The organism is Micromonospora sp. NPDC005553 (genome assembly GCF_042871765.1).
Lineage (GTDB): Bacteria > Actinomycetota > Actinomycetes > Mycobacteriales > Micromonosporaceae > Micromonospora.
Window position 1 is genome coordinate 88,170 of the sequence record NZ_JBIAJD010000002.1, and the last position, 23,927, is coordinate 112,096.

At 72.7% G+C, this 23,927-nt stretch carries 21 protein-coding genes; 12 read left to right on the top strand and 9 right to left on the bottom strand.

Annotated features, from left to right (window positions below):
- The first annotated feature begins 78 nt into the window (after positions 1–78).
- The 7 genes from ACFYPG_RS07655 (at position 79) to ACFYPG_RS07685 (ending at position 8,467) form a co-directional block, all read left to right on the top strand.
- On the top strand, positions 79–552 hold the full coding sequence (locus ACFYPG_RS07655; RefSeq protein ID WP_387350994.1) for a BlaI/MecI/CopY family transcriptional regulator: 474 nt from the start codon (positions 79–81) through the stop codon (positions 550–552).
- A 10-nt stretch (positions 553–562) separates the two neighbouring features.
- Entirely contained in the window at positions 563–1,468 is a 906-nt protein-coding gene (locus ACFYPG_RS07660) for a M56 family metallopeptidase (protein ID WP_355009493.1), read from the top strand.
- A gap of 476 nt (positions 1,469–1,944) precedes the next feature.
- Entirely contained in the window at positions 1,945–3,198 is a 1,254-nt protein-coding gene (locus tag ACFYPG_RS07665; RefSeq protein WP_387350995.1) for a cytochrome ubiquinol oxidase subunit I, read from the top strand.
- A 10-nt stretch (positions 3,199–3,208) separates the two neighbouring features.
- Positions 3,209–4,216, top strand: coding sequence for a cytochrome d ubiquinol oxidase subunit II (locus tag ACFYPG_RS07670; protein WP_355009495.1), 1,008 nt, complete (start codon positions 3,209–3,211; stop codon positions 4,214–4,216).
- Complete coding sequence (gene cydD, locus ACFYPG_RS07675) at positions 4,213–5,889, top strand: thiol reductant ABC exporter subunit CydD (RefSeq protein ID WP_387350997.1); 1,677 nt, start codon at positions 4,213–4,215, stop codon at positions 5,887–5,889. The genes ACFYPG_RS07670 and cydD overlap by 4 nt, the downstream gene beginning before the upstream one ends.
- Complete coding sequence (cydC, locus tag ACFYPG_RS07680; RefSeq protein WP_387350999.1) at positions 5,886–7,724, top strand: thiol reductant ABC exporter subunit CydC; 1,839 nt, start codon at positions 5,886–5,888, stop codon at positions 7,722–7,724. The genes cydD and cydC overlap by 4 nt, the downstream gene beginning before the upstream one ends.
- 68 nt (positions 7,725–7,792) lie before the next feature.
- A complete protein-coding gene (locus ACFYPG_RS07685) occupies positions 7,793–8,467 on the top strand; it encodes a permease prefix domain 1-containing protein (protein WP_355009498.1) in 675 nt (224 codons plus the stop codon).
- A gap of 55 nt (positions 8,468–8,522) precedes the next feature.
- Here ACFYPG_RS07685 and ACFYPG_RS07690 read toward each other — a convergent pair whose 3' ends face one another.
- On the bottom strand, positions 8,523–8,861 hold the full coding sequence (locus tag ACFYPG_RS07690) for a helix-turn-helix transcriptional regulator (RefSeq protein ID WP_355009499.1): 339 nt from the start codon (positions 8,859–8,861) through the stop codon (positions 8,523–8,525).
- 160 nt (positions 8,862–9,021) lie between these two features.
- On the opposite strand from ACFYPG_RS07690, the gene ACFYPG_RS07695 reads away from it, so the two are divergent.
- Together ACFYPG_RS07695 and ACFYPG_RS07700 are read left to right on the top strand one after the other, a co-directional pair.
- Entirely contained in the window at positions 9,022–9,978 is a 957-nt protein-coding gene (locus ACFYPG_RS07695; RefSeq protein ID WP_387351001.1) for a DNA primase, read from the top strand.
- A 39-nt stretch (positions 9,979–10,017) separates the two neighbouring features.
- Positions 10,018–12,462, top strand: coding sequence for a transposase (locus tag ACFYPG_RS07700; RefSeq protein WP_387351817.1), 2,445 nt, complete (start codon positions 10,018–10,020; stop codon positions 12,460–12,462).
- Between the two features lie 279 nt (positions 12,463–12,741).
- Here ACFYPG_RS07700 and ACFYPG_RS07705 read toward each other — a convergent pair whose 3' ends face one another.
- The 4 genes from ACFYPG_RS07705 to ACFYPG_RS07720 all read right to left on the bottom strand — a co-directional run bounded on the left by ACFYPG_RS07705 (position 12,742) and on the right by ACFYPG_RS07720 (position 17,858).
- A complete protein-coding gene (locus ACFYPG_RS07705) occupies positions 12,742–13,335 on the bottom strand; it encodes an ATP/GTP-binding protein (RefSeq protein WP_007455465.1) in 594 nt (197 codons plus the stop codon).
- Between the two features lies 1 nt (position 13,336).
- Positions 13,337–13,711, bottom strand: a complete 375-nt coding sequence (locus tag ACFYPG_RS07710; protein ID WP_124820399.1) for a DUF742 domain-containing protein — start codon at positions 13,709–13,711, stop codon at positions 13,337–13,339.
- Positions 13,712–13,809: 98 nt separating this feature from the next.
- On the bottom strand, positions 13,810–14,214 hold the full coding sequence (locus ACFYPG_RS07715) for a roadblock/LC7 domain-containing protein (RefSeq protein WP_030329023.1): 405 nt from the start codon (positions 14,212–14,214) through the stop codon (positions 13,810–13,812).
- Entirely contained in the window at positions 14,211–17,858 is a 3,648-nt protein-coding gene (locus tag ACFYPG_RS07720; protein WP_387351003.1) for a nitrate- and nitrite sensing domain-containing protein, read from the bottom strand. The genes ACFYPG_RS07715 and ACFYPG_RS07720 overlap by 4 nt, the downstream gene beginning before the upstream one ends.
- 502 nt (positions 17,859–18,360) lie before the next feature.
- On the opposite strand from ACFYPG_RS07720, the gene ACFYPG_RS07725 reads away from it, so the two are divergent.
- Entirely contained in the window at positions 18,361–18,654 is a 294-nt protein-coding gene (locus ACFYPG_RS07725; protein WP_238690831.1) for a hypothetical protein, read from the top strand.
- A gap of 2 nt (positions 18,655–18,656) precedes the next feature.
- On the opposite strand, the gene ACFYPG_RS07730 is transcribed toward ACFYPG_RS07725, so the two are convergent.
- Together ACFYPG_RS07730 and ACFYPG_RS07735 are read right to left on the bottom strand one after the other, a co-directional pair.
- A complete protein-coding gene (locus tag ACFYPG_RS07730) occupies positions 18,657–19,730 on the bottom strand; it encodes an adenosine deaminase (protein ID WP_238680481.1) in 1,074 nt (357 codons plus the stop codon).
- Positions 19,731–19,780: 50 nt separating this feature from the next.
- Positions 19,781–20,239, bottom strand: a complete 459-nt coding sequence (locus tag ACFYPG_RS07735; protein ID WP_387351006.1) for a PPOX class F420-dependent oxidoreductase — start codon at positions 20,237–20,239, stop codon at positions 19,781–19,783.
- A gap of 57 nt (positions 20,240–20,296) precedes the next feature.
- Between ACFYPG_RS07735 and ACFYPG_RS07740 the strand changes: the two genes are divergently transcribed.
- Complete coding sequence (locus ACFYPG_RS07740) at positions 20,297–20,785, top strand: MarR family transcriptional regulator (protein WP_357206872.1); 489 nt, start codon at positions 20,297–20,299, stop codon at positions 20,783–20,785.
- Position 20,786: 1 nt separating this feature from the next.
- Entirely contained in the window at positions 20,787–21,695 is a 909-nt protein-coding gene (locus ACFYPG_RS07745) for a putative RNA methyltransferase (protein ID WP_387351008.1), read from the top strand.
- A gap of 2 nt (positions 21,696–21,697) precedes the next feature.
- Here the strand turns inward: ACFYPG_RS07745 and ACFYPG_RS07750 are convergent, their stop codons facing one another.
- Both ACFYPG_RS07750 and ACFYPG_RS07755 read right to left on the bottom strand, forming a co-directional pair.
- Positions 21,698–22,378, bottom strand: coding sequence for a DUF4272 domain-containing protein (locus ACFYPG_RS07750; RefSeq protein WP_355009505.1), 681 nt, complete (start codon positions 22,376–22,378; stop codon positions 21,698–21,700).
- Between the two features lie 110 nt (positions 22,379–22,488).
- Positions 22,489–23,769, bottom strand: a complete 1,281-nt coding sequence (locus ACFYPG_RS07755) for a thymidine phosphorylase (RefSeq protein WP_387351010.1) — start codon at positions 23,767–23,769, stop codon at positions 22,489–22,491.
- Between the last annotated feature and the right edge of the window lie 158 nt (positions 23,770–23,927).

A 23,927-nucleotide genomic window follows, 5' to 3' on the forward strand; every position in this document is an offset into this window, starting at 1 on the left:
TGGTGGCGAGGGTGGGTGGGGTTGGTGGTGGGTGGGGACGGGCGGGTGGGGGTCTACTACCGGGGGTAGGATTGGTTCGTGACTCGGTTGGGCGATCTTGAGCGTGCGGTGATGGACGTGCTGTGGGACGTGGTTCCCGGCACGTCGGACGGGGTGACCGTGCGCGAGGTGGCCGACGCGCTCGATGGCCGTGAGCTGGCGTACACCACTGTGATGACAGTGCTGGACCGGCTCGCCGGCAAGGGCATGGTGCAACGGGAGCGGGAAGGCCGGGCCTGGCGGTATCGTCCGGCGGCCAGCCGCGAGGCGCACATCGCTCAACTAATGCTCGACGCCCTCGACCTGGGTGGCAGCCGGGACGCCGCGCTGGTGCGCTTCGCCCGCTCGGTGACCGGCACCGAGGCCGAGGTGCTGCGAGCAGCCCTGGGCAATGAAGCCGGCCTGACCGGGTCGGGCTCCACCGGCGGCGACGCGGGCAGGGCCGACGCCCTGACCGACCGGGTGGACGGGCCGGCGGGCCGACGAGCCGCCGGCGAGACAGCGGAGCGGTAGGGCGCGCGCCATGGCCTACGCCGTGCACTTCGCCGCCACGATGCTGGCCTGCTATCTGACCGCCCAGGTGTTGGCCCGTTCCACCTGGACGTGGCGCAGCCCGCGGGTGGCGATCGTCTGCTGGCAGGCCGTCGGGCTGGCGTTGGGCCTCTCGGCGATGGGCCTGCCGATGGCGCTCGGGTTGAGCGCGTACGACCGGTCGACCGGTAGCGCACTGCTCGCCCTCGCCAACGACCTCGCCCACGGTGCCCTGCCGATCGGGGTGGGCACGTTCCACCTGGCCGGCGTAGGCGTGGGCTTCGGCATCGGGGCGGTGCTGGTCACGACGACCGTTCGCAGCATCCACGGCACCGTACGCGCCCAGCGTCGCCACCGGGACCTGCTCTCCCTGGTCGCCCGGAACGACCCGGCCGCGCCGGGCGCGCTGGTGTTGGATCATCCGAGCGCCGCCGCGTACTGCCTGCCGGGCGTGAAGCCGCAGGTGGTGATCAGCGCCGGCACCCTGAGCCTGTTGGACCGGGCCGAGTTGGCCGCGGTTCTCAGCCACGAGCGTGCGCACGCCCACGAGCGGCACGACCTGGTGCTGCTGCCGTTCACTGCGCTGTGCAGGGCGCTGCCGTGGTTCGGCTGGGTGCGCGACGCGCACGAGCGGGTCGCCCTGCTGGTCGAGATGCGCGCCGACGACAAGGCCCGCGAGCTGCACGCCGAGGCACCGCTGGCGGGTGCGCTGCGCCGGTTCGCCGCCGCCGGGCACCGGATCACCCCGGCCGGCGCGCTCGGCATGGGCGACCGGGATCTCGACGTACGGGTGCAGCGCCTGCTGGTCAGCGACCGGCCGCCCCGGGTGCTCGGCGCCACCGCCCTCGCGGTCGCCACCACGCTGGTCGCCCTCCCGGTCACCCTCTTCCTGAGCTGACGCCCACCGGGCACCTCGGGCGACAAACCGCTGCCCCGCACCGCAAGCCGACCACCAGATCCAGGCTGCCGCCCCTGACCGCCCCGCGCCCCCCGCGCCGCCCCGCGCCGCCCCGCGCCGCGCCGCCCCGCGCCCACCCCCGCCGATCTTGCAGTTTCGGTTGTCGATAAGCCTCGAATGCGCCCTATGCCGGGACAGAAAGTGCAAGATCGCGGCCCGCTCGGGTCGATCATGGGGTTGTGGTGCCTGGTTTGTTTACTAGCGGGGCCTTTGTCACCCACCACAACTCCATGATCGACGGGGTGGGGCGGTGACGGACCCGGGGCGCTACGGCACGAGGGCCAGGGTTGAGCGCGAGCTTTATTACTACGTTACGTAGTAATATTTCCTACGACGTAGCGTAGTAGACGCTACCAGTAGGCTAGCTACGTGTAGGGTGGCTACGACAAGGGAGCCAACGCTATGGAGGGCTGGTCATGGACACCCTGCTCCTCGCCCGCCTGCAATTCGCCACCACCACCTCGATCCACTTCCTGTTCGTGGTGGTCACGCTCGGGCTGGTCACCCTGCTCGTCGGCATGCAGACCGCCTGGGTGATCACCGGCAACCCGAAGTGGGAGCGGCTGACCCGCTACTGGGGTCAGCTCTACGTGATCAACTATGTGCTCGGCATCGCCACCGGGATCGTGATGGAGTTCCAGTTCGGGCTGAACTGGAGCGGCCTGTCGCGCTACGTCGGCAACGTGTTCGGCGCGCCCCTGGCCATCGAGACGCTGGTGGCGTTCTTCCTGGAGTCCACCTTCCTCGGAATGTGGATCTTCGGCTGGCACCGGCTCGGCAAGGGCGTCCACTTCGCGCTGCTCTGGGGCGTGGCGATCACCGCGTATGCCTCGGCGTTCTGGATCATGGTGGCCAACTCGTGGCTCCAGAACCCGGTCGGCTACGAGGTCCGCGACGGGATCGCCCACCTCACCGACTTCGGCGCGCTGCTCAGCAACCCCAGCCTCGGCATGGCCTTCGGGCACGTGGTCTCGGCTGCGCTGCTGGTCGGCGGGATGCTGATGGCGGCGGTCAGCGCCTGGCACCTGATCCGGCGTACCCCGGACTTCGCGCTCTTCCGCACCTCGCTGCGGATCGGCCTGGTCACCGCGGCACTGGCCATCACGATGGTGCAGGGCTTCGGTTTCGCCCAGTTCGGCCCGGTGGGCTCGGTTCAGCCGACCAAGTTCGGCGGCGACAGCCCGGAGAGCCAGGCGCTGATCGCCGAGTGGACCACGCGGTTCGGCCCCGGCGACTACACCCCGCCGGTGCTGGCCAGCGTCGGGTTGGGCTTCATGATCCTGATCGGCTTCACCCTCGGCTGCGTCTGGCTCCTGCTGCCTCTGCTCTTCCGGGACTGGGTCATCCGACTGCGCTTCCCGCTCTGGCTGATCCTGCTCGCCCTGCCGCTGCCGTTCATCGCGGTGATCCTCGGCTGGATCTCCCGGGAGGTCGGCCGTCAACCCTGGGTGGCGTACGGGCTGCTCCCCACCGAGCAGGCCGTCTCCCGGGTCAGCGCGCCGCTGATGCTCGCCTCGCTGATCGGGTTCAGTCTGCTGCTGGGCACCCTCGCCGTCACCAACTGGGTGCTGCTCGCCCGGCACGCCAGACGCGGCGCGGCCGACCCGGCGCTCGGCCGCCCGCCGGTACCGCCCAGCGAGCTGGCCCACCCCGAACCCGCCCTCCTCTGAGGAGTAGACAGTGGACCTCGCCTGGTACGCAGTGCTCGGCTTCTTCTTCGCCAGTTACCTGGTGCTCGCCGGCTACGACTACGGCGTCGGGCTGCTGCTCGCCCGCGGCGTCGGTCCGGCCGGGCGCCGGGAGGCGCTCACCGCGCTCGGCCCGTTCTTCCTCGGCAACGAGGTCTGGCTGGTGGCCGCCATGGGCATTCTCTTCGGCGCGTTCCCCCTCCTGGAGGGCGAGCTGCTCGCCGGCTGCTATCCGGCAGTCGCCGGTGCCCTGGTCGGCGTCATCCTGGTCACCGTCGGGGTGCAGTTGCGCAGCCGGCCCAGTGACGAGCGGGTTCGCGCCCGCTGGGACCGCGTCGTGGTGATCGGCAGCGTCCTCGCCGCGCTGGGCTGGGGTGTGCTGCTCGCCGCGCTGTTGCAGGGCGTACCTCTGAAGGCCGACGGGCACGTCGCCGGGGTGACACACCTGGCCACCCCGTTCGCGGCCGCCGCCGGCCTGGCCATGGTCACCCTGGTCGCGGTGCACGGGGCGACCTTCCTCACACTGCGACTGTCGGCCGAGGCCGCCGCCGTGGTCGGCCGCACGGCCCGCCGGCTGGTGCCGGTGGCCCTCACCGCGGTCGCCCTGGCCACCGTCGTGGGCCTGCTCTCCGCCCGGGTACGCGACGCCGTGCAGCGGCCGGCGGTGGCCGTACTCCTGCCGGTGCTGCTCGTGGCGGCGCTGCTGGCGGCCCGTGCGGCGCTGGCCCGGCGGCGGCCGGGGTGGGCTCTGGTCGCCACCGGCGCGGCCCTGGCGCTGCCGGTGCTGCTGGTCGGAGCAGCTCTCTGGCCCTACGTGCTGGTGTCCACGACCGACCCGGACGCCTCGCTGCGGGTGGCCGACGCGGCCGCCAGCACGCCGACCCTGCGGCTGCTGGGCTGGGTGGCGCTGCCGCTACTTCCGGCCCTACTAGGCTTCCAGGCGATGTGCTGGTGGGTTTTCCGAGGACGGACCGACGGTAGGGCACCGGTGTACTGGTGAGCCGCCGTCCGTTCGACCCGCGTCTGCTGCGCCGGGTCCCTGCGGCCCGGGGCGATCTTGCCGTGCTCGCGCTCCTGGGGGTGCTGGCCGCCGGGTTGATCGTGGCGCAGGCCACCGCGCTCGCGTCGCTGCTGGCCACCGCGATCGACGGCCGGTTGGATCGACCGGCGCTGGCCGGCTTCGTGGTCGCTGTCGCCGCCCGCTCGGCCCTGGTGTGGGCGCAGGGCACTGTCTCAGCGCGCGTCGCCGCCACGGTCAAGGCCACCCTGCGGGCCGACCTGCTCGGCGCGGTGGGCCGGCACGGGCCCGGGTGGGTGGCCGGGCAGCGGGCCGGTGAGATCGCCACACTGGCCGGGCGTGGGTTGGACGCGCTGGACGCGTACTTCACCGGGTACCTGCCGCAACTGGTGCTCAGCGTGACGGTGCCCCTCGCGGTGCTGGCGCGGGTCGTCTTCGCCGACTGGAGTTCGGCGGTGATCATCGCGCTGACCCTGCCGCTGATCCCGGTCTTCGGCGCACTGCTCGGCTGGCAGGCGCAGGCCGCCACCGAGCGGCAGTGGCGGCGGCTCGCGCTGCTCGGCGGGCACTTCCTGGACATGGTCGCCGGGCTGCCCACGCTGCGCGCGTTCGGGCGTGCCCGGGCGCAGACCGACGTGGTACGCCGGATGGCCGACGGACACCGCGTCGCCACCATGAAGACACTGCGGATCGCGTTCCTCTCCGCGCTGGTCCTCGAACTGGTCGCCACCCTCTCGGTGGCGCTGGTCGCGGTGCCGGTCGGCATCCGGTTGCTCGGTGGCGGGCTGGCCCTGCAGACCGCGCTGCTGGTGCTGCTCCTGACCCCGGAGGCGTACCTGCCGTTGCGGGCCGCCGGCAGCCGCTTCCACGCCAGCATGGAAGGGCTGGCCGCGCTGGACGAGGCGTTGACCGTCTCCGCCGCACCCACCGCGCCCCGGGCCGCCGAGGGTGCCTCCGTCCCCGACGCGCGGGCCGAGATCCGGTTCGAGGGGGTGACGGTGGCGTACGAGCGGACCACAGCGCTGCGCGACGTGACAGTGACCATCCGACCCGGCGAGCGGATCGCCATCATCGGGCCCAGTGGCGCCGGCAAGAGCACGCTGCTCGGCCTGCTGCTGGGTTTCGTGACGCCGACCAGCGGCCGGATCACCGTGGACGGGATCGACCTCGCCACCGCCGACCTGGACGCCTGGCGCCGGCAGCTCGCCTGGGTGCCGCAGCGGGCGCACCTCTTCGCCGCCTCGCTGGCCGACAACATCCGCCTCGGCGCACCGGACACCCCGGCCGACGTACTCACCGCCGCAGTGCACGACGCCGCACTGGACGACGTGGTGGCCGGGCTGCCCGACGGCCTGGACACCCTGCTCGGTGAGCGCGGCCACGGGCTGTCCAGTGGGCAGCGGCAGCGGGTGGCACTGGCCCGGGCGTTCCTGCGCTCCGCCCCGGTGGTGCTGCTCGACGAACCCACCGCCCGACTCGACACGGCCGCTGAGGCGGTGGTGCTCGACGCCACCCGTCGCCTGGTCGCCGGGCGGACGGCGCTGCTCGTCGCACACCGACCGGCGTTGCTGGCCGACGCCGACCGGATCCTGCGCATCGAGGACGGTCAAGTCACCGAGTTGACGCCCGAACCGACCGGGAAGGCCGCCCGATGACCGGGCAGAAGGGGTCGGCACCGGCCGGGCGGGCCGCCGCCGAGCGGGCGGTGCTGCGACTGGCCCGGCCGTACCTGGGCCGCCTGGTCGGAGCCGGGCTGCTGGCGGCCGCCACCGAGTTCGCCGGCCTGGCCCTGATGGCCACCGCCACCTGGCTGCTGATGAGCGCCGCCGGTCAGCCTCCGCTGGACCGCCTCACAGTGGCGATCGTCGCGGTCCGGGCGCTGGCGATCAGCCGTGGCGTGTTCCGCTACACCGAACGACTCGCCGGGCACGACGCGGTGCTCCGCATGATCACCGACGTCCGGGCCCGGGTCTTCGCCACCCTGGCGGCCCGCCGTGGCACGGCGCACCGCTCGGGGGACGTGCTGAGCCGCCTGGTCTCCGACGTGGAGGCCGTCCAGGACCTGCTGCTGCGGGTGCTGGTGCCCGCCTCTGCGGCGGCAGTGGTCGGTGTGTCGGCGGTCGCCGTGGCGGCGCTGATCTCACCACCGGCCGCCGGGGCGCTCGCCGTCGGGCTGCTGGTCGCCGGGGTGGCGCTGCCCGCGTTGGCCACCGCGGTCACCCGCCGCAGCGCAGCCGAGGTGGCCCCCCTGCGGGGCGCGCTGGCCACCGACGCGATCGACCTCACCCACGGTGCCGCAGACCTGGCCGCGTTCGGGGCGACCGACATCACGCTGCGCGCCGCCGAGCAGCGCGCCCACCGGCTGGCCAGGCTGGAACGTCGGCTGGCCGCCACCGGGTTCGCCGTGGACGCGGCCGGCGTACTGGCCGCCGGCGTGACCGCCGCGGCGGTGGTGCTGGTCGCGCTCGCCGCCGACGTGCGGGGGGTGCTGGTGGGCGTCCTGGCCGTCGGCACCCTGGCCGCCGTCGAGGTGACGCTGGCGTTGGTAGCGGCGGCCCGGCAGTGGACGCAGTTGCGGCCCGGCCTGACCCGGGTGGCGGACCTGCTCGACGCCGACCCGCCGACCGCTCCGACGGCGACGGCGACCGCGACCGCGACCGCGACGGCGACGGCGACGGCGACGGCGACGGCGACGGCGACGGCGACCGGTTCAACGGACCTGACCGGCCCGCACGACCTCCGCTTCGTCGACGTGACAGTGCGGTACCGGGCCGGCGCGGCACCCGCCCTGGACGGGGTCAGCCTGGACCTGCCGGCGGGACGCCGGATCGCGGTCGTCGGCCCGAGCGGCGCCGGCAAGAGCACACTGGCCGCCGTGCTGACCGGCACCGTCCCGCCCGCGTCCGGCCGGGTCACCCTGGACGGTCAGGACCTCTCGGCGTACGCCGAGGAGGCGCTGCCGCGCGCTGTCGGCGGGCTGCTGGCCGAGGCGTACGTCTTTCATGCCACGGTGCGGGAGAACCTGCTGCTCGGGCGGGCCGCAGCGGGCGAGGAGGAGCTGACCGAGGCCACCGCCGCCGCCGGCCTGCTGGACTGGGTCCGTGCCCAGCCGACGGGCTGGGACACGCTGGTCGGCGAGGAGGGCGGGCAGCTCTCCGGTGGGCAGCGGCAGCGGCTGGCGCTCGCCCGGGCACTACTCGCCGCGCCGCCGGTGCTGGTGCTCGACGAGCCCACCGAAGGTCTGGACCCGGCCGCCGCGGACGCGGTGCTCGCGTCCGCCCTCGCCGCCACCCCCGCCGGGCACTCGGTGCTGCTGATCAGCCACCGGCTCAGCGGGCTGGCCGAGCTGGACGAGATAGTGGTCCTGGACGGCGGTCGGGTGATCCAGCGCGGTCGGCACGCCGAGTTGGTGGCGGCCCCGGGCTGGTACCGGGACCAGTGGCTGCTCCAGGCCGCGGCCGAACGGGGTTACCTGGCGCTCGCCCCCTGACCCGGCTCCGGGGCGGACCAGGGTTCTCCCGGACGTCGACCGGCCGGGGTCCGTGGCACTGTGGTGCCATGTGGCGCGGTGAGGACGTGATGGTCGACGAGCACCTGCGGGAGCTGGCCGCCCGGTTGCAGGGGCCGGCGCGACTCAAGTCCGACCTGCTGACCGAGGCCCGACACGGGTTGCTGGACGCCGTGGAGGCGTACCGCGAGAGCGGGGTGCCACCCACCGAGGCGCAGCGCAGGGCGGTGGCCGAGTTCGGCTCACCGGCGCAGGTGCTCCCGTCCTGGCAGGCCGAGCTGGCGGTGGGCGCCCTGCGTGGGCTCTCCCTGCGGATGCTGGCGGTCGCCGGGGTGGGGGTGGCCGCCGGCGATCTGACCTGGCGCGGGGCGAGCTGGAGCGACGGCCCCCGCCCGCCCGCCGGCTACCTGCTGCTCTCCAACTCGGTCGACTGGATCTGGATGAGCACGCTGCTGCTCGCGGTGGCCGGCCTGCTGGTGGTCCGGGCGAGCGCACGGGCACCCCGGCCGGGCCTGGCTCTGGCCCAGCGTGCCGTGGGCACCGGCCTGACCGGCGTCCTGATCCTCGGCATGGTGGCCGGCGGTGCCCTCTTCACCTGGTCGTTGAACCTCTGGGACGCGGCGCTGCACTGGCCCCCGATGATCATCGGAGCGGTGTTGGTGGGAGGCGCCTACTTCTCGCTCACCCGCGCGGCGCGGGGCTGGCTGCTGGCCACCACCCGCTGATCACCGGCCGGCGCGAACGGGCCAGCCCGGAGGGGGCGCATCAGCAGTGGGCGCGTCAGGCCGGGGTGGGCGGGCTGCCGGAATCGAGGAACCGGCCGACGGTCAGTTGGAACTCGCGCCAACCGGCCCGCTCCCCGGCCAGCGCCCGCCGGCCGGAGTCGGTGAGCTGGTACGTCCGCCGTTCCCGGCCGCTGACAGTGCTCCAGGTGCTCGCCACGTGACCGGCGCGTTCCAGGCGACGGAGCGCCGGATAGATGGTGCCGGTGGGCAGATCCAGACTGCCGTCACTGCGGGCGCGCAGCGCCTCGATGATCGCGTAGCCGTGCAGCGCGCCCTGTTCGAGCACGGCGAGCAGCAGAGCATCGAGGTGGCCGTGCAGCTCCTGGGCCTTCATGCGTAGCTACGCTACTTGTCGAATCGTCACTTCGCCAGCGACGACGACCAGCAGGTCGGACCCGTGCCCCAACCGGCCACCGGGGTGCGGGCACCGGTCACCCAGGGCCGCCGACTAGGGTATGTGCCCAGAGTCACTCGCCGGTCAGAGACCCCGGTGGGTGGGCAACCCGAAGCACACGGAGGTCAGCGTGGCCCGCCAGTCGCCCCAACGGCCCGACGCCGACGAGCCCGAGCTCGACGACACCACCGGCGTGGCCGAGCCAGACGAGGTCGAGACCGACCGACCGTCGGCGTCGATCGACCGTTCACTCTGGGACGAGCTGCGCATCGACCCAGTGGAGATCGCCCTGCCCGCCGGTACCGGCTTCACGCTCCGGGCGTACCGACCGGCCAGCTCGCTGACTCCGACCGACGTGACCGAGCGCGACCAGGACGACCCGTTCCTCGCCCGCCGCCAGGCGATCGAGGAGGAGGAAGAGGACGACGAGACCGTCGTCATCCTCGACGAGGAACTGGCCCAGGAGTTCGCCGACGAGGACGACGAGTCGACGCGCCGCCGGGACGGCGCCGCCACCGACACCGGGACCGACGAGGAGTCGGACGAGGCAGTCGCGGACGAGGCGGACGACGAGGAGGTGCCGGTCTTCCTCAGCAACCGGGGCAAGCTGCTGCTGTTCAAGACCCCCGAGTCGCTTGTCAGTTTCATCCGATCCGGTGCGCCAAACGATCTGTCCCAACTGGACAGCTGGAATGAATTGTCCGAACGGGTGGAGCCGGCAGATATCGCTCCGCTGGACGAGGACACCTACGAGCTCGACCTGGTCGTGGAGAACCTGCGCGGCGGGCACGACACGTGGGATTCGACCCTGCTGATCGAGGCGGGCGAGGCCGCGCGTGACCTCTCGTACGCATTGCGGCTGCCTGCGGTACTCGACATGCTCTCGGCCGGCTCCAGCCTCGACGACCTGGACGAGGCTCTGCGTGGCACCGCCAACGGCGGGATCGGCGCGTTCATGGCTCGGCGACGGCTGAAGAAGATCGGGGCGCAGACCGCAAGTTTGGGTTGGCGCACCATTGTCGGCAAGATCTCTGCGGTGGTGGACTGGCGCGACTGACCCGTACCGGGGAGCATCAGTTGCTGGCAGAGGAAAGACCTGTCCCGGGAGGAGGACGACGCCGTGGCGCTCGTGCGCGTTTACTGCGGTCTGGCCTCGGCGGATTCAGCTGACCGACCGGCCTCCGCCGGTTCGACGCTGACGTCCGCTGTGGTCGACGACGCAGGCCGTCTGCTGCATGTCTGCGAGATCAGCGATGACGCCGCTGGCTACGCCCAGCTCGTCGCGCTGCTCGTGGAGCGGTCGGGCGGGCCGAGCGGTGCGGCCATCGCCGCCGACAGCGACGACCACACGGTCACGTCGCTGCTGAGCGCGGCGGGGCGACCCCTGGCGATCGCTGACGACGACTCGGTGGACGACTTCGCCGAGCGCTTCGCCGACGACGACTCCCTTGAGGAGATGCAGTCGCCTCCGGCCGAACGACGGGCGGTCGGCCTCGCCCGCGCATTGCAGGCGGGGGCGCTCTCCGCCGTCACCCTGCCGGCGCCCCGGGACCTCGCCGGATACAAGCAGGTGCTCTCCGCGCACGCCGCGCTGGCCAGTGGCCGGCACTCCGCCGCCGTGGCGCTGCGTGAGGTTCTGCGTGAGCTCTACCCGGCGGCCCTGCGCGCCTACCCGGACCCGGCCGAGCCGGTCTCTCTGGCAGTGCTGGACGCGCTGCCCGAGCCCGGCATGCTCGGCGGCACAGTGGCCCGGGGCCGCGAGGTGTCGGTCGCGGCGGATGCCATCGCCGCGCACCTCGCCGCGGACGGGGTCGCCGATGCCGAGGAGATCAACGAGGCGGTCACCGCCCTGCGGGTCGCCATCTCCGAGACACCCCGACGGGCCGCGGTCAACCGGGCGCTCACGTCCGCGGTGGCCGAGACGGTCCGCCAGGCCGTCGCCTCCGTACGAGCCTGCGACGCCGGGTGTGAGGCGCTGGTCAGCGCGCTCAGCTCGCGGGTCAGCACGCCGGTCCAGGCGCCCGGCCGCCGGGCTGCGGCCCGCCGCGGCGAGTCCGTCGGCGAGTTGACCGGCCTGGCCGGCACCAACGCCGGGTTGACGGGCCTCGCCGGCACCAACGCCGGGTTGCGGTCGGTGCGACCCACCCCGCCCGCCGCCGACCCGGCAGCCGCTGTCGGGCGGCGCAGCCGTCCAGAGCCGATCCCCGGCAACGCGCCGTTGGCGTCGCCCCGCCCGCTCGGGCCGCCGCCGGTCGCACCCGCGCCGGTCACGCCGCCGCCGGTCGCACCCGCGCCGATGACTCCGGCGGCGATGGCTGGTCCGCCGCCGTCCACGCTGCCCAGTCGCAGCGAGCCGCTTCCGAGCCGGATCGACGGCCCGACCAACCGGCCCGTCTCCGCGCCTCCGCCTCCGCCGCCCGGGATCACCCCGATCGCGCCGGCGCAGCGGGGCATGGTGCCGCCGGCCGAGGCCGGTGAGCCGTTCCGGCCGACGCTGACCACTGCCGCCATCAACAACGCGCGGGCCGAGCGGCAGCGAACGGTCATTCCGCCCCGCCCCAAGACCAACGGTGAGCCCCGGCCGAGCCACCTGCAACGCCCGGTCGACGAGCCACCCACCGGCGGGTTCAGCGCCACCGATCTCAGCATTCCGGTGCCGACCCCCCGACCGGGGCAGGAGGCCGCACCGCCCGGCTCCCGTGCGAACTGGCCGCTGGTCAACAACCCGGAGGACCCGTCCGACAGCTCACCGAACAACCCGGTGGCCTACTCGTACGGCGGCAGCCGCGGTGTCGAAGCCCCGACCGACCCGGGTCGGGCCGACGGTCGGGTCACCCCGCCGTGGTTGGCGGACGACCTGCCGCCGGAGCCGCCGATGCTGCGGCTGGTGGAACCGCCGCCGCTGGCCGACCGTGCGCTGCGCGAGGGGCTCAACCCTCCCCCGGACCAGCACCTGGAGACGCCGCCGCTGCGCCTGGTCGACCGCGAGCAGGCCGCTCGCAACGGTCGGGCGGCCGCCCGCACCGAGCGCGCCGCCGAGCACCGGCCGTCGCCCCCGGTCGAGCACCGGCCACCGCCCATGGAGCACCGGCCGCCGCCGGTCGCCGACGAGGGCGACGGGGATCTTCTGATCTTCGCGCAGGCCAAGTCGGCCTGGTTCGTCGGGCAGGCCGAGGAGTCCGACCTGGAATGGTCGACCACCGCCGACACCGGCTGGCAGGCCGCGGAGCAGGCCGCCCGCCCGGCGGTGGGCGCCGAGACCAACGCCGGGCTGCCGAAGCGCGTGCCGCAGGCCAACCTGGTGCCGGGTTCGCCGCTGCGCGAGGAGCGCCCATTGCGCATAGTGCGTGATGCGGCAAGCCTCGCGGAGAACACCACCGGCTACTTCCGGGGCTGGCGTCGCGGCCAGGAGATCGGCGGTTTCGCAGTGGGTGGTCGGCCCGGCCGCGAGGCGGCCGGCGGTTGGGACTTCAGCCGCGACCACGGGGACCGCGACGACGACCGGGAGTACGAGTACCGCTCGGCGGGCTACCAGTCCTGACCGACCCCTTCGCACACGCGGAAACGCCCCCAGCCGGCTGGCTGGGGGCGTTTCTGCCTGTGCGGGGCGGATCTACCCCGGGCACGCAAAAGCCGCCTCGTGAGGACGGTGGGTGGCCGGGGCCCCGGAAAGGGGCTGACGGCTTCCAGGATCGTCAGGAGGCGGCTCGGCGGCGCGCTGGCTCGTCCGAGCGACGAGCCAGCGCGGGGGCACTCACCCGGGCAGCTGGCAGCGCCCGATGGCGGCCGGAGCCACCACCGGGGCGTGCAGCGTCCCGGATCAGGCCGGGGCGACGGCGCGCGTACGGCGCATGGTCAGCACGTACTCGACCAGCGAGATCAGCACGTGCTTCGTCGACTCCCGGTTACGGGCGTCGCAGGCCACCACCGGCACGTCGCTCGAGATCGCCAAGGCGTCCCGGACGTCCTGCGGGTCGTGGTACTGCATCCCGTCGAAGCAGTTGATCGCCACCAGGTACGGCAGGCGTCGGTGCTCGAAGAAATCGATCGCCGCGAAGCAGTCGGCCAGCCGGCGAGTGTCCACCAGCACGACCGCACCGATCGCACCCCGCACCAGTTCGTCCCACATGAACCAGAAACGGGTCTGACCCGGCGTACCGAACAGGTACAGGATCAGGTCACGGTCGATCGAGATCCGGCCGAAGTCCATGGCCACCGTGGTCGTCGTCTTGCCCGGCACCTGCCGGGTGTCGTCGACGCCCACGCCAGCGGAGGTCATGATGGCCTCGGTGGTCAGCGGCGTGATCTCCGAGACCGAGCCGACCAGCGTCGTCTTACCGACGCCGAATCCACCGGCGATAACGATCTTCGCCGACGTCACGCGGCCGCTCGGGTTCGGCGGGCGGTGCGACATGTCAGAGCCTGCGAAGTCCACTCAGCACCCTCTCCAGCAGTTCAGTGCCCACCGCGTCGTCGGAGTCGTCCAAAATGGTCGGCTCGTGGACCGCGACCAGGCCGTCCGTCGCCATGTCGGCGATGAGCACCCGGGCCACACCGAGTGGGAGCTGCATCCGCGCCGCGATCTCCGCGAGCGATTGCACGCGACCGTCACACAGCGCGGCGATGTACTGGTGTTCGCGGCCACCACCGTTGCCATTGGCAGCGGTACGGCCGCGCACCGTCGTCTCGACGAGCGCCTCCAGCGCGATGTCGAGCCGGGGACGGGTGCGACCACGGGTCACGGCGTATGGACGGACCAACGCTCCGGTTGGTTCGTCACGATCGGCCATCTCGCCGCTCACCTCCTTCGCACCCGTTACCGGCTCCCACCGGTGAAACCCGTCGTTGTCGTTGTTGAAGTCGTGCCGACCTCACGATCGGCGAGACGTCAGCCCAGCATGCCCGCAGCCGCACGCGGCTGCGGGGTCAGCGCGTCGCCCACCCGGTCGACCAGCAGCGCCATCTCGTAGCCAACCTGGCCCACGTCGGAGCTGCGGGCTGCCAGCACGGCGAAGGACGAGCCGTCGGAGATGGACATCAGGAACAGGAAGCCATTGTCCATCTCCACGACGGTCTGCAACACCGCGCCTCCCTCGAAGCAGCGTGCTGCCCCCTGGGTCAGGCTGACCAGACCCGATGAGATCGCGGCGAGCTGGTCTGCCCGGTCGCGCGGCAGATCCCGTGACGACGCGAGGAGTAGGCCGTCCGCCGATACGGCGACCGCATGCGCGACGCCGGGCACCCGGTCGGCGAAGTTGGCCAGCAGCCAACCAAGATCCTGCGTAGTTGTCATCCTTCTTGCTCCTTCTGCCCGCTCCCGGCCACCGGGCCTGAGCCAGACTGCGAGGATTGCCCTCCCGGAGTCGCCTCCGGGCTGGTCGGGTTGTCCGAGGTGCTACGCCCTCGCTGCACGCCCCGGTGGTAGGCGGAGAGCAGGCCACGAACCGCCTCCGGGGAGCGCCGCTGGACCGAGGTGGTGGGCTTCTCCACCGCACCAGGTACCAGCTGCGCCATCGGCTTGCGCTTCGGCAGACCGGTCGTGGTGGTCTCGCTCACCGGCGCCGCGCCGGCCGCCGCGGAGGCAGCACGCCAGCCGTCGTCGGCGGCGGTCTGCCAGCCGTTGCTCTGCGATTGGGGCCGGCGGTTCGGCAGGCTTTCGGCGAGGCTGGGGCGGGTGCCCTCGTTCGCTGTGGAGCCGTTGTCCCGCGGCGCCCCTCCGACCGTCGGAGTGTCTGCCATCGGTGTGTTACCTGTCGTCCCGGGTGGTGTCTTGTGGACTGCCCGACCGGTGGCCTCGACCGCGGCGAACTGCTGGGTCGCGGAGTCGCCGTTCGTCGCTGGCTGACCGCCGGCCGCGGTCTCCTCGGAGCCCGGGCGACGGGTACGGAACCAGGCCGACTCGAGCTCCCGGAAGATCGGCAGCTCCATCGTCTCATCCGCGTACCGCTGACGGTTCTGCGCCTGCGGCTGCTGCGGCGTCGGCCGAGTCTGCGGAGCCGGAGCCGGCGCTGCTGCCGGGGTCGGCGCAGGAGCCGGAGGCTGGGCTGCGGCCGGCTGCTCGCCGGGTCGCGGCACCCGCGGCAGCTCCGTTGTCATGTCCAGCGCGGCGGCGAGCCGCTCGGGCACCGGCGGGGTGGCCGTGTCCCGGTCGCTGCCCGGCACTGGCGGCCAGGCCGGCGGCGCCGGGGCGTTGGGTGCCTGCGCGGGCGGGGCGGACCGGGGCGCGAAGCCGCTGAACGACTGGCTGGAAGCCGGCGGCGCCGAGTACGGCTGGTTCGCGTACGGCTGACCGGACGCCGGCGAGGCCGAGACCGGCGACGCGGACACCGGCGGACCGGCGTACGGCTGACCGGAGGCCGGAGCGGCGGACACCGGCGCGCCGCCGTACGGCGCACCCGAGTAGGGCTGCCCGGAGTACGGCTGGCCGGAGGCCGGCGAGGCGGAGACCGGGGCACCGGAGTAGGGCTGCGCGGAGACCGGCGGCGCCGAGTACGGGTGCGCCTCGGGGCTGCTCGGCAGCTGACGCGGAATGGTCGGCTGCTGGTCGGTGGTCGGGGTCTCGTCCCCGCCCCGGCGCTGCGGCAGCGGGTCGATGCCGTGGCCGTTGGCCGACCGGGGGGTGAACCCGTCGCCGCCGTGGACGCCGTTCGTTCCGGCCGCGCCGGTCAGGTCGGACCAGGCCGGCATCGAGCGGTACGCGCCGCCGTTGGCGGGGGTGCCGGCACCGTTGCGCGTCGCGGGGTCGAACGGGCGACCGCCCAGGGTGACCTGGTTGCCGGACTCGCTCGGGCGAGGACCGTTGCCCAGCGCGGGCAGCGCGCCGAAGACCGGCGCGGGCCCACCGGACTGCGGACCACCGAACTGGGGAGCACCGGACTGCGGGCCACCGAACTGGTGAGTACCGGCCGCCGGCAGCGCCGGAGGCTGCTGCACCCGACCGGAGAGCGCCCGGGGCACCAGCACCGAGGTGGGCAGGCTCACTTCGGCGACAGTGCCGCGATCGCTGCCGGGGCGCAGCTCGACCCGGACACCGTGCCGGGACGCCAGCCGGGCGACCACGACCAGGCCCATCATCCGGGACACGGCCACGTCCACCTGCGGCGGCGTCGCGAGCCGCTCGTTGAGGTCGTGCAACTGGTCGGCGCTGATGCCGATGCCGCGGTCCTCGACGTACAGCGAGGAGCGGTCGCCGACCCGGCGAGCCTCGACCATGACCTGCGAGTCGGGCGGGGAGAACGCGGTGGCGTTGTCGAACAGCTCCGCGACGAGGTGCACCAGGTCGTTGACCGCGTGCGCGGCGACCTCGATGTCACGGTCGATGACACCGAACTCGATCCGGGTGTAGTGCTCGACCTCGGACTGCGCGGCGCGCAGCACGTCGATGAGAGCGGCCGGCTCACGCTGCACACGGGTGGAGTCGGCACCGGCGAGCACCAGCAGGTTCTCGTCGTTACGGCGCATCCGGGTGGCCAGGTGGTCGAGCTGGAACAGCTCGGCCAGCCGGTCCGGGTCCTCCTCGCCGCGCTCCAGCCGGTCGAGGTGCCCGATGAGGCGGTCGACCAGGATCTGGGAACGACGGGCCAGGTTGACGAACATGGTCGCGACGGAGGCACGCAGTGCCGCCTGCTCGGCGGCCGTGCGGACGGCTTCCAGGTGGACGGCGTTGAACGCCTCGGTCACCTGGCCGAACTCGTCCCTGCTGCGCACCGGCAGTGGTTCGGCGATCTGGTTGGCCAGCTGCACCGGGGAGAGCTGCCCGACGACCTGCGGGTCGCGCAGACGGGCCACCGCCTGTGGCAGGCCGTACTGGGCCACGGAGAGCGCGCCCTGCCGCAGCTCACGCAGTGAGCGGGCCATCGAGCGGGCCACCAGGTAGGCGAAGAGGATGGCCAGCAGCAGCATGCTGAGCAGCAGGCCGGTCTCCAGGAAGACCTGGCGCTGGACGTCCGAGCGGAGCGTGTCGGCCTGGTCGACCACTTCGCTGTCGAGCTTCACCTCGACGGTGCGGATCAGCTTGGCGTTGGCCGTCATGGCGGCTTCCCACTGGTCCGGGCCGAACGGCGCGCCGCGCATGTTGCCTGTGGTGTTGCCGTCGATCCAGCCGGTGTAGTTCTGTGCCTGCCGGCGGTCGCCGCCCGCGACCGTCTGGTCGTGGAACTTGGCGTCGTCCGGGGTGGCGACGGCCTTGAAGCTCTGCAGGGCCTGCTGCTGGCCGGTGTCACTGGCGACGTAGTCCCGACGCAGGGCCGGGGTCAGGCGCTGACCGCCCTTGACACCCAGCGCGCGGTGCACCACGACCCGTCGTGCGGCGAGGAACTCCTTCTCCCGGGCGACCGCCGCGGCGGCGCGCATCCGGTCGCTCAGCTGGTTGTCACCGGCGAGCTGTGTGGACGAGTCGCGGATGGCGAGCAGGTCACTGATCAGACCCTCGTACGCCTGCACGGTCTCGGTGAGCGCGAGCTTGCCGTTGAACACCTGGCTGCGGACGCCCGACAGGTCCTGAAGGTTCTGGTCGATGCTGTCGAGCAGACCTTCCAGGCTGCTCGGCAGGTCCTCGACCTCGGCCCGCTGCTGCCGGTAGGGGGCCGCTGCCTGGTCCACCCGGGAGTTCACCCGGTTGTAGGCCTCCTGGTACTGCGCCGTCGGCTGCGTCCCGTCCGCACCCAGCAGCAGTACGGCGGCGGTCCGCTCGTCCTGGAGGGTGTCGACCAGATCACCTGAATAGCTCGACAGATTCGCCAGGTCGCCAGCTCGGTTGGCATTGTTGAGCGTCTCCACGTGGTCGATGAGACCACTGGTGCCCACCACGACCGTGGCGATGGTCGGCACGATCATGATGAGACCGAGCTTGGACCAGATCGGCATGTCCCGGAGCCGGCTGGCCGGCCGGCGCAGCCGCGACAGGAAGGAGCCCGCCGTCTTTGGCCGTTTGCTCACGTCACCGCCCTCGCGATTACAGCTTGAACGCGTTGCCCCGGGCAACGCCCAGCGACCGACCCGGCGGGTCGGACCCCCGAGATTCCATCACGCCGGTCGACAAGAAGAAAGCCCAGGTTGTCCCAGACCGAAGGTGTGATGAGATGTTGATGCGATTTGATAGCAGTCTGTCTGGCCGGAGTAACTGAAGGTAATGGAACATCCGCACCGTGTTGTCCTACTGGCCGGCCCATCGGGGTCCGGAAAGTCGTACATAGCGCAGCAAACCGGCTTGCCGGTGCTTTGCTTGGACGACTTCTACAAAGACGGCGATGACCCTACGTTGCCGAGACGAAACGGCCAGGTGGATTGGGAATCGCCGCACTCCTGGGACGCCCTCAGTGCGGTGGAAATCATTGCCCAACTTGCCCGTGAGGGCCGAGCCGATGTGCCGGTTTATGCGATCGGCGCTGATCGACGGGTGGCCACCCGGCCATTTGATGTCGCCGGATCGCCACTTTTCGTGGCCGAAGGGATCTTCGCCGCCGAGATCGTCGAGGAGTGCCGCCGCCGCGGCCTGCTCGCCGGGGCGTACGCGCTGCGACGCCCGCGCGGGGCCACCTTCCTACGCCGACTCGCCCGCGACCTGTCCGAGCAGCGCAAGGCGCCCCGGGTGCTGATTCGGCGCGGGGTGACGCTGCTACGGGCCGAGCCCGCCGTGCTGCGCCGGCAGATGGGCCTCGGCGCGGAGGCGGCCCGGGCCCGGGAGGTGCTGCGCCGGGTGGCCGGGCTGCTCGCCGGCCACCCACATGGTTGAGCTCAGGCCAGCAACTTCGCGTACGCCGGCTTGATCACGTCATCGATGATCCGCAGCCGCTCGTCGAACGGGATGAATGCGCTCTTCATCGCGTTGATGGTGAACCACTGCAACTCCTTCCAGCCGTAGCCGAACGTCTCCACCAGCAGCGACATCTCCCGCGACATCGAGGTGCCGCTCATCAACCGGTTGTCGGTGTTGACGGTGGCCCGGAAGCGCAGGTCCCGCAGCAGGCCGATCGGGTGGTCCGCGATCGAGGCCACCGCGCCGGTCTGCACGTTCGACGAGGGGCACAGCTCCAGGGGGATCCGCTTGTCCCGGACGTACGCGGCCAGCCGGCCGAGTGAGCCGTCGGGGGCGATGTCGTCGACGATCCGCACCCCGTGGCCGAGCCGGTCGGCCCCGCACCACTGGATCGCCTGCCAGATCGACGGCAGACCGAACGCCTCGCCGGCGTGGATGGTGAAGTGGAAGTTCTCCCGTTGCAGGTATTCGAAGGCGTCCAGGTGCCGGGTGGGCGGAAAGCCCGCCTCGGCGCCCGCGATGTCAAAGCCGACCACCCCGGCATCCCGGTGCCGCACGGCCAGCTCGGCGATCTCCTGCGAACGGGCGGCGTGCCGCATCGCGGTGAGCAGGGTGCCCACCCGGATGGTGAGGCCCGCCTCGACCGCCTGGGCGGTGCCCTCGGCGAACCCGGCCAGCACCGCCTCGACCACCTCGTCCAGGCTGAGGTCCCGTTCCAGGTGCTGCTCCGGGGCGAAACGCACCTCGGCGTAGACCACGCCGTCGGCGGCCAGGTCCAGGGCGCACTCGCGGGCCACCCGACGCAGCGCGGGCGCTGTCTGCATGACGGCCACGGTGTGCGCGAACGTCTCGAGGTAGCGCTCCAGGGAGCCCGAGTCCGCCGCGTCCGCGAACCAGCGTCCGAGCGCCTCCGGGTCGGTCGTGGGCAGTTCGTGGCCCACCTCGGCGGCCAGGTCGACGATCGTCGCCGGCCTCAGCCCACCGTCGAGGTGGTCGTGCAGCAGCGCCTTCGGGACCTTGACGATGTCCTCGTACCGGATAGTTGCGACCATGCTCAGACCCTAGTCAGCGGCCTTGGCGGACGGGTACGGGACCGGCCGGGTCACGGCCGCCAGCCGTACACCCGGTGCACGTCGAGGCGGATGACCAACCGCCCGTCGCCGACCATGGCGGCCCGGTAGTCCGCCCAGTCCGGGTGGTCACCGCGAATCCGGCGGTAGACCTCGACCAGTTCGTCGACCGTCTCGTCGGTGGTGGCCATGGCCGGCTCGCTGAGCCTCACGGCCCCCTCCGCGACCGCGTACGCGCCGCCGTCCGGAGTGGTGACGTGAAAGCTGGCGCGGGGATCGCGGCGCAGGTTGCGGACCTTCGCCCGGTCGCCGGTGGTGGAGCAGCGGAGCAACCCCGGCTCGGCCAGGTAGTCGAGGTTGGACAGCTGGGGCCGCCCGTCCCGGCGCACTGTGACCAGCACTCCGCGCCCCCGTTGACCGAACAGCTCCCACAGTCGGTCACCAGCGGCGGCGGTCGGCGCACCAGGCCGCTGGGGAAAATTAGTTGACATGTCATCGAATTTAAGGGCACATCGATGACATGTCAACAAAAGCGTTAGACTCGACGGATGGACGCACCCCGGTGGCTGGACGAACGGGAGGACCGCGCCTGGCGCGGCTACCGCCGGATGCGTCGACTGCTCGACCTGGAGCTGGCCCGGGAGCTGACCCAGGACGCCGGCCTCTCCGAGGCCGACTACGACGTGCTGTCCGACCTCTCCGAGACACCGCAGGGGCGACTGCGCCTACGGGAGCTGGCAGACCGGATGCTGTGGTCGCGCAGCCGGCTCTCCCACCACCTGACCCGGATGCAGCAGCGCGGCCTGGTGACCCGTGAGGAGTGCGCCGATGACGCCCGGGGCTCCGTCGTCGTCCTCACCCCCGCCGGGCGGCAGGCCATCGAGTCCGCCGCCCCCGGTCACGTGGCCGCCGTCCGCCGGCACCTGATCGACCTGCTCACCCCCGCCGAGGTCGACGCCCTCGGCGCGCTCACCCACCGCGTGGTCGACCAGCTCGGCGGACGGGCGCCCCAGCCACGGCACGACGCGGAGGTCTGACGTGGACTCCCGCATCCTCGCCCGGCTGCGCTGCCCGGTCTGTGGCGAGCCGCTCGAGCAGGCCACCGACACGAGGACGCTGCGCTGCCCACGCCGGCACAGCTTCGACATCGCCCGCCAGGGCTACGTCAACCTGCTCACCGGTCGATCCCCGCACGTCGGCGACACCCCCGGGATGGTCGCGGCCCGCGCGGACTTCCAGGCCACCGGGCACTACGACGTCATCTCGGCCGCCCTCGCCGCCGCCGCGATGGACGCCGTCGGCCGTCTCGGCGACACGGACGCCCCGCAGCCGGAATCCGCTGCAGCAGAGGTACAACCGCCCGACTTCGGGGCGTACCCCCTGGTGGTGGACGCCGGCGCCGGCACCGGCCGATACCTCGGCGAGGTGCTGGCGGCGCTGCCGGACGCCGTGGGTCTGGCCCTGGACGTGTCCAAGCCGGCGCTGCGCCGCGCGGCCCGCGCGCATCCCCGGGCCGCCGCCGCGCTCGCCGACACCTGGCAGCGACTGCCGCTCGCGGACGCCTCGACCGCCGTGCTGCTGAACGTGTTCGCCCCGCGCAACGGCCCGGAGTTCCACCGGGTGCTCGACCCGGCCGGCACGTTGCTGGTGGTCACGCCCGACGCCGACCACCTCGCCGAGTTGGTGGACACCCTCGACCTGCTGCGGGTGGACCCGGACAAGGCCGACCGGGTGGCAGCCAGCCTGGGCGGGCACTTCACGCTGGTCAGCTCCGCAGTGCACCGGGCCGGGTTGGCGCTGACCCGGCCAGAGGTCGCCACAGTGGTCGGCATGGGCCCCAGCGCCTGGCACACCGACGCAGCCGCACTCACCACCCGACTGGCCGCGCTACCCGAACCGGTCCGGGTCACGGTGGCGGTCCGGCTCGACGTCCTGCGACCTCGCTGACCTCAGGTGGAGAGGTCGACCTCTTCCCAGCCAGGCGGCTCGTCGTGGTATGGCCCGCGCAGGATCACCGCCCACTCCAGCGCCCAACGCCGCTGCCCGATCGCGTTCGCGTCGACCAGGCCGGGTGCCCGCCGGCCGCCGCGCTCGGTCTCCAGGTACGCCCAGTCCAGGCAGTAGTGCAGGTCGAGCAGGGCTGCCGCGTCGGCCGGGTGCTGTGGCGCCGTGAGGATCCGGGAGCGCCAGTGCGAAAAGGTCTCCCCGTCGACGATGTGCGGCAGCCGCTCGACCAGCCGCTCGTCGACGGCCAGCGTCGGGTCGAGCTGCTTGCTCAACCCGAGCACCCAGGCCAGCGCGAAGAGCGCGTCGTGGTGCAGCACGAACGACCGGTGGTCGCCCTTGCCGCCCATCACGAACTGCCACTCCGGCGGGGTGACCATGTCGACCAGGTGCGAGCCGAGCAGCCAGCTCATCGCGGCCTGCGGGGGCATCCCGAAACAGCGGGCCAGGATCAGGTGCAGCACAGCGATCCGCGCCTCGATCTCCACGGTCGGGCGCAGGTCGATCTGGTCACCCGGCTCCCAGACGAGGGGAAACTGGGCCGGCGGCAACGGCAGGCCGAGCCGGGACAGCTCGTCCAGGCTCGCCTCGCGCACCTCACGGGGGTCGGGGGCAGCAACGCTCACGGCGGATCTTCCTGTCTGCTCGCGCCGGCGCAAGGCCGGTTGTCCCCCCTTGGCCTGCGACAATAGCGCTCCCACGTGACCGGCACCACGCCAGGGCGACGCCGGATCGATCAGCCGACGCGTTCGATGACCAACGACGTCGCCGCCGGGGCCGTCGGCGCGATCCGCACCGCGTTCGCGGCCTCGGTCAGCGCGGCCGGAATCCGCGTCGCGTCGTCGGCACGCAGCTCGTAGAGCGGATCACCGGCCCGCACCTCGTCACCCGGCCGCTTGTGCAAGACCACACCGGCCGGCACGCTGACCGGGTCCTCCTTGCGCGCCCGGCCCGCGCCGAGCCGCCACGCCGCAACCCCCATGGCGTACGCGTCGATGGCCGCGACGTACCCGTCCCGCTCCGCGCGGACCACCTCCACCTCGGCTGCCGCCGGCATCGGCGCGTCCGGATCGCCGCCCTGCGCCCGGATCATCGCCCGCCAGGAGTCCATGGCCCGGCCGTCGCGCAGCGCCGCGGCCGGATCGGCGTCCGGCAGACCGGCGGCGTCGAGCATCTCCCGGGCCAGTGCGAGGGTCAGCTCCACCACGTCGGCCGGTCCCCCACCGGCCAGCACCTCGACCGACTCGGTCACCTCGACCGCGTTGCCGATCGCCAGGCCGAGCGGGGTGGACATGTCGGTGAGCAGGGCGACCGTCCGCACCCCGTGCGCGCCGCCCAGCTCGACCATGGTGCGCGCCAACTCGCGGGCCTGGTCGACGGACTTCATGAAGGCGCCTGAGCCGACCTTGACGTCGAGAACCAGCGCCCCGGTGCCCTCGGCGATCTTCTTGCTCATGATCGAGCTGGCGATCAACGGGATCGCCTCCACGGTGCCGGTCACGTCCCGCAACGCGTACAGCTTGCGGTCGGCGGGGGCGAGCCCGGCACCGGCCGCGCAGATCACCGCACCGACCTCGTCCAGCTGGGCGATGAACTCGTCGTTGCTCACCGTGGCCCGCCAGCCCGGGATGGACTCCAACTTGTCCAGCGTGCCGCCGGTGTGCCCGAGACCCCGGCCGCTCAGCTGCGGCACGGCCGCGCCGCACGCCGCCACCAGCGGGGTGAGCGGCAGAGTGATCTTGTCGCCGACGCCGCCGGTGGAGTGCTTGTCGACCGTCGGCCGGCGTACCGCCGACAGGTCCAACCGCTCACCACTGGCGATCATCGCGGCGGTCCACCGAGCGATCTCCGGCCCGGTCATGCCGTTGAGCAGGATCGCCATCGCCAGCGCCGACATCTGCTCGTCGGCGACAACCCCCCGGGTGTACGCGTCGACCACCCAGTCGATCTGCGCGTCCGACAGCACACCGCCATCCCGCTTCACCCGAATAACGTCAACAGCAGCAAAACTACTCATCAAATGATCTTCCTAGTCCTTTGGTGGAACCGACGCACGGCCTTGCCCACGCGGGGCGGGGGGCGCCCCCGGCCCCCCGCGGGGGGCAACCCGCCCCCCCCCCCCCCGGGCCCCGGGGGGCCCCCCCCCCCCCCCACCCCCCACCCACCCCGGCGGGG

Bases quoted from the DNA above. Each gene is read 5' to 3' on its own strand.
- ACFYPG_RS07660 (WP_355009493.1), top strand. From the start codon at position 563: ATGGCCTACGCCGTGCACTTCGCCGCCACGATGCTGGCCTGCTATCTG.
- ACFYPG_RS07665 (WP_387350995.1), top strand. From the start codon at position 1,945: ATGGACACCCTGCTCCTCGCCCGCCTGCAATTCGCCACCACCACCTCG.
- cydC (WP_387350999.1), top strand. From the start codon at position 5,886: ATGACCGGGCAGAAGGGGTCGGCACCGGCCGGGCGGGCCGCCGCCGAG.
- ACFYPG_RS07685 (WP_355009498.1), top strand. From the start codon at position 7,793: ATGTGGCGCGGTGAGGACGTGATGGTCGACGAGCACCTGCGGGAGCTG.
- ACFYPG_RS07690 (WP_355009499.1), bottom strand. From the start codon at position 8,861: ATGAAGGCCCAGGAGCTGCACGGCCACCTCGATGCTCTGCTGCTCGCC.
- ACFYPG_RS07705 (WP_007455465.1), bottom strand. From the start codon at position 13,335: ATGTCGCACCGCCCGCCGAACCCGAGCGGCCGCGTGACGTCGGCGAAG.
- ACFYPG_RS07710 (WP_124820399.1), bottom strand. From the start codon at position 13,711: ATGGCCGATCGTGACGAACCAACCGGAGCGTTGGTCCGTCCATACGCC.
- ACFYPG_RS07715 (WP_030329023.1), bottom strand. From the start codon at position 14,214: ATGACAACTACGCAGGATCTTGGTTGGCTGCTGGCCAACTTCGCCGAC.
- ACFYPG_RS07730 (WP_238680481.1), bottom strand. From the start codon at position 19,730: ATGGTCGCAACTATCCGGTACGAGGACATCGTCAAGGTCCCGAAGGCG.
- ACFYPG_RS07735 (WP_387351006.1), bottom strand. From the start codon at position 20,239: ATGTCAACTAATTTTCCCCAGCGGCCTGGTGCGCCGACCGCCGCCGCT.
- ACFYPG_RS07740 (WP_357206872.1), top strand. From the start codon at position 20,297: ATGGACGCACCCCGGTGGCTGGACGAACGGGAGGACCGCGCCTGGCGC.
- ACFYPG_RS07755 (WP_387351010.1), bottom strand. From the start codon at position 23,769: ATGAGTAGTTTTGCTGCTGTTGACGTTATTCGGGTGAAGCGGGATGGC.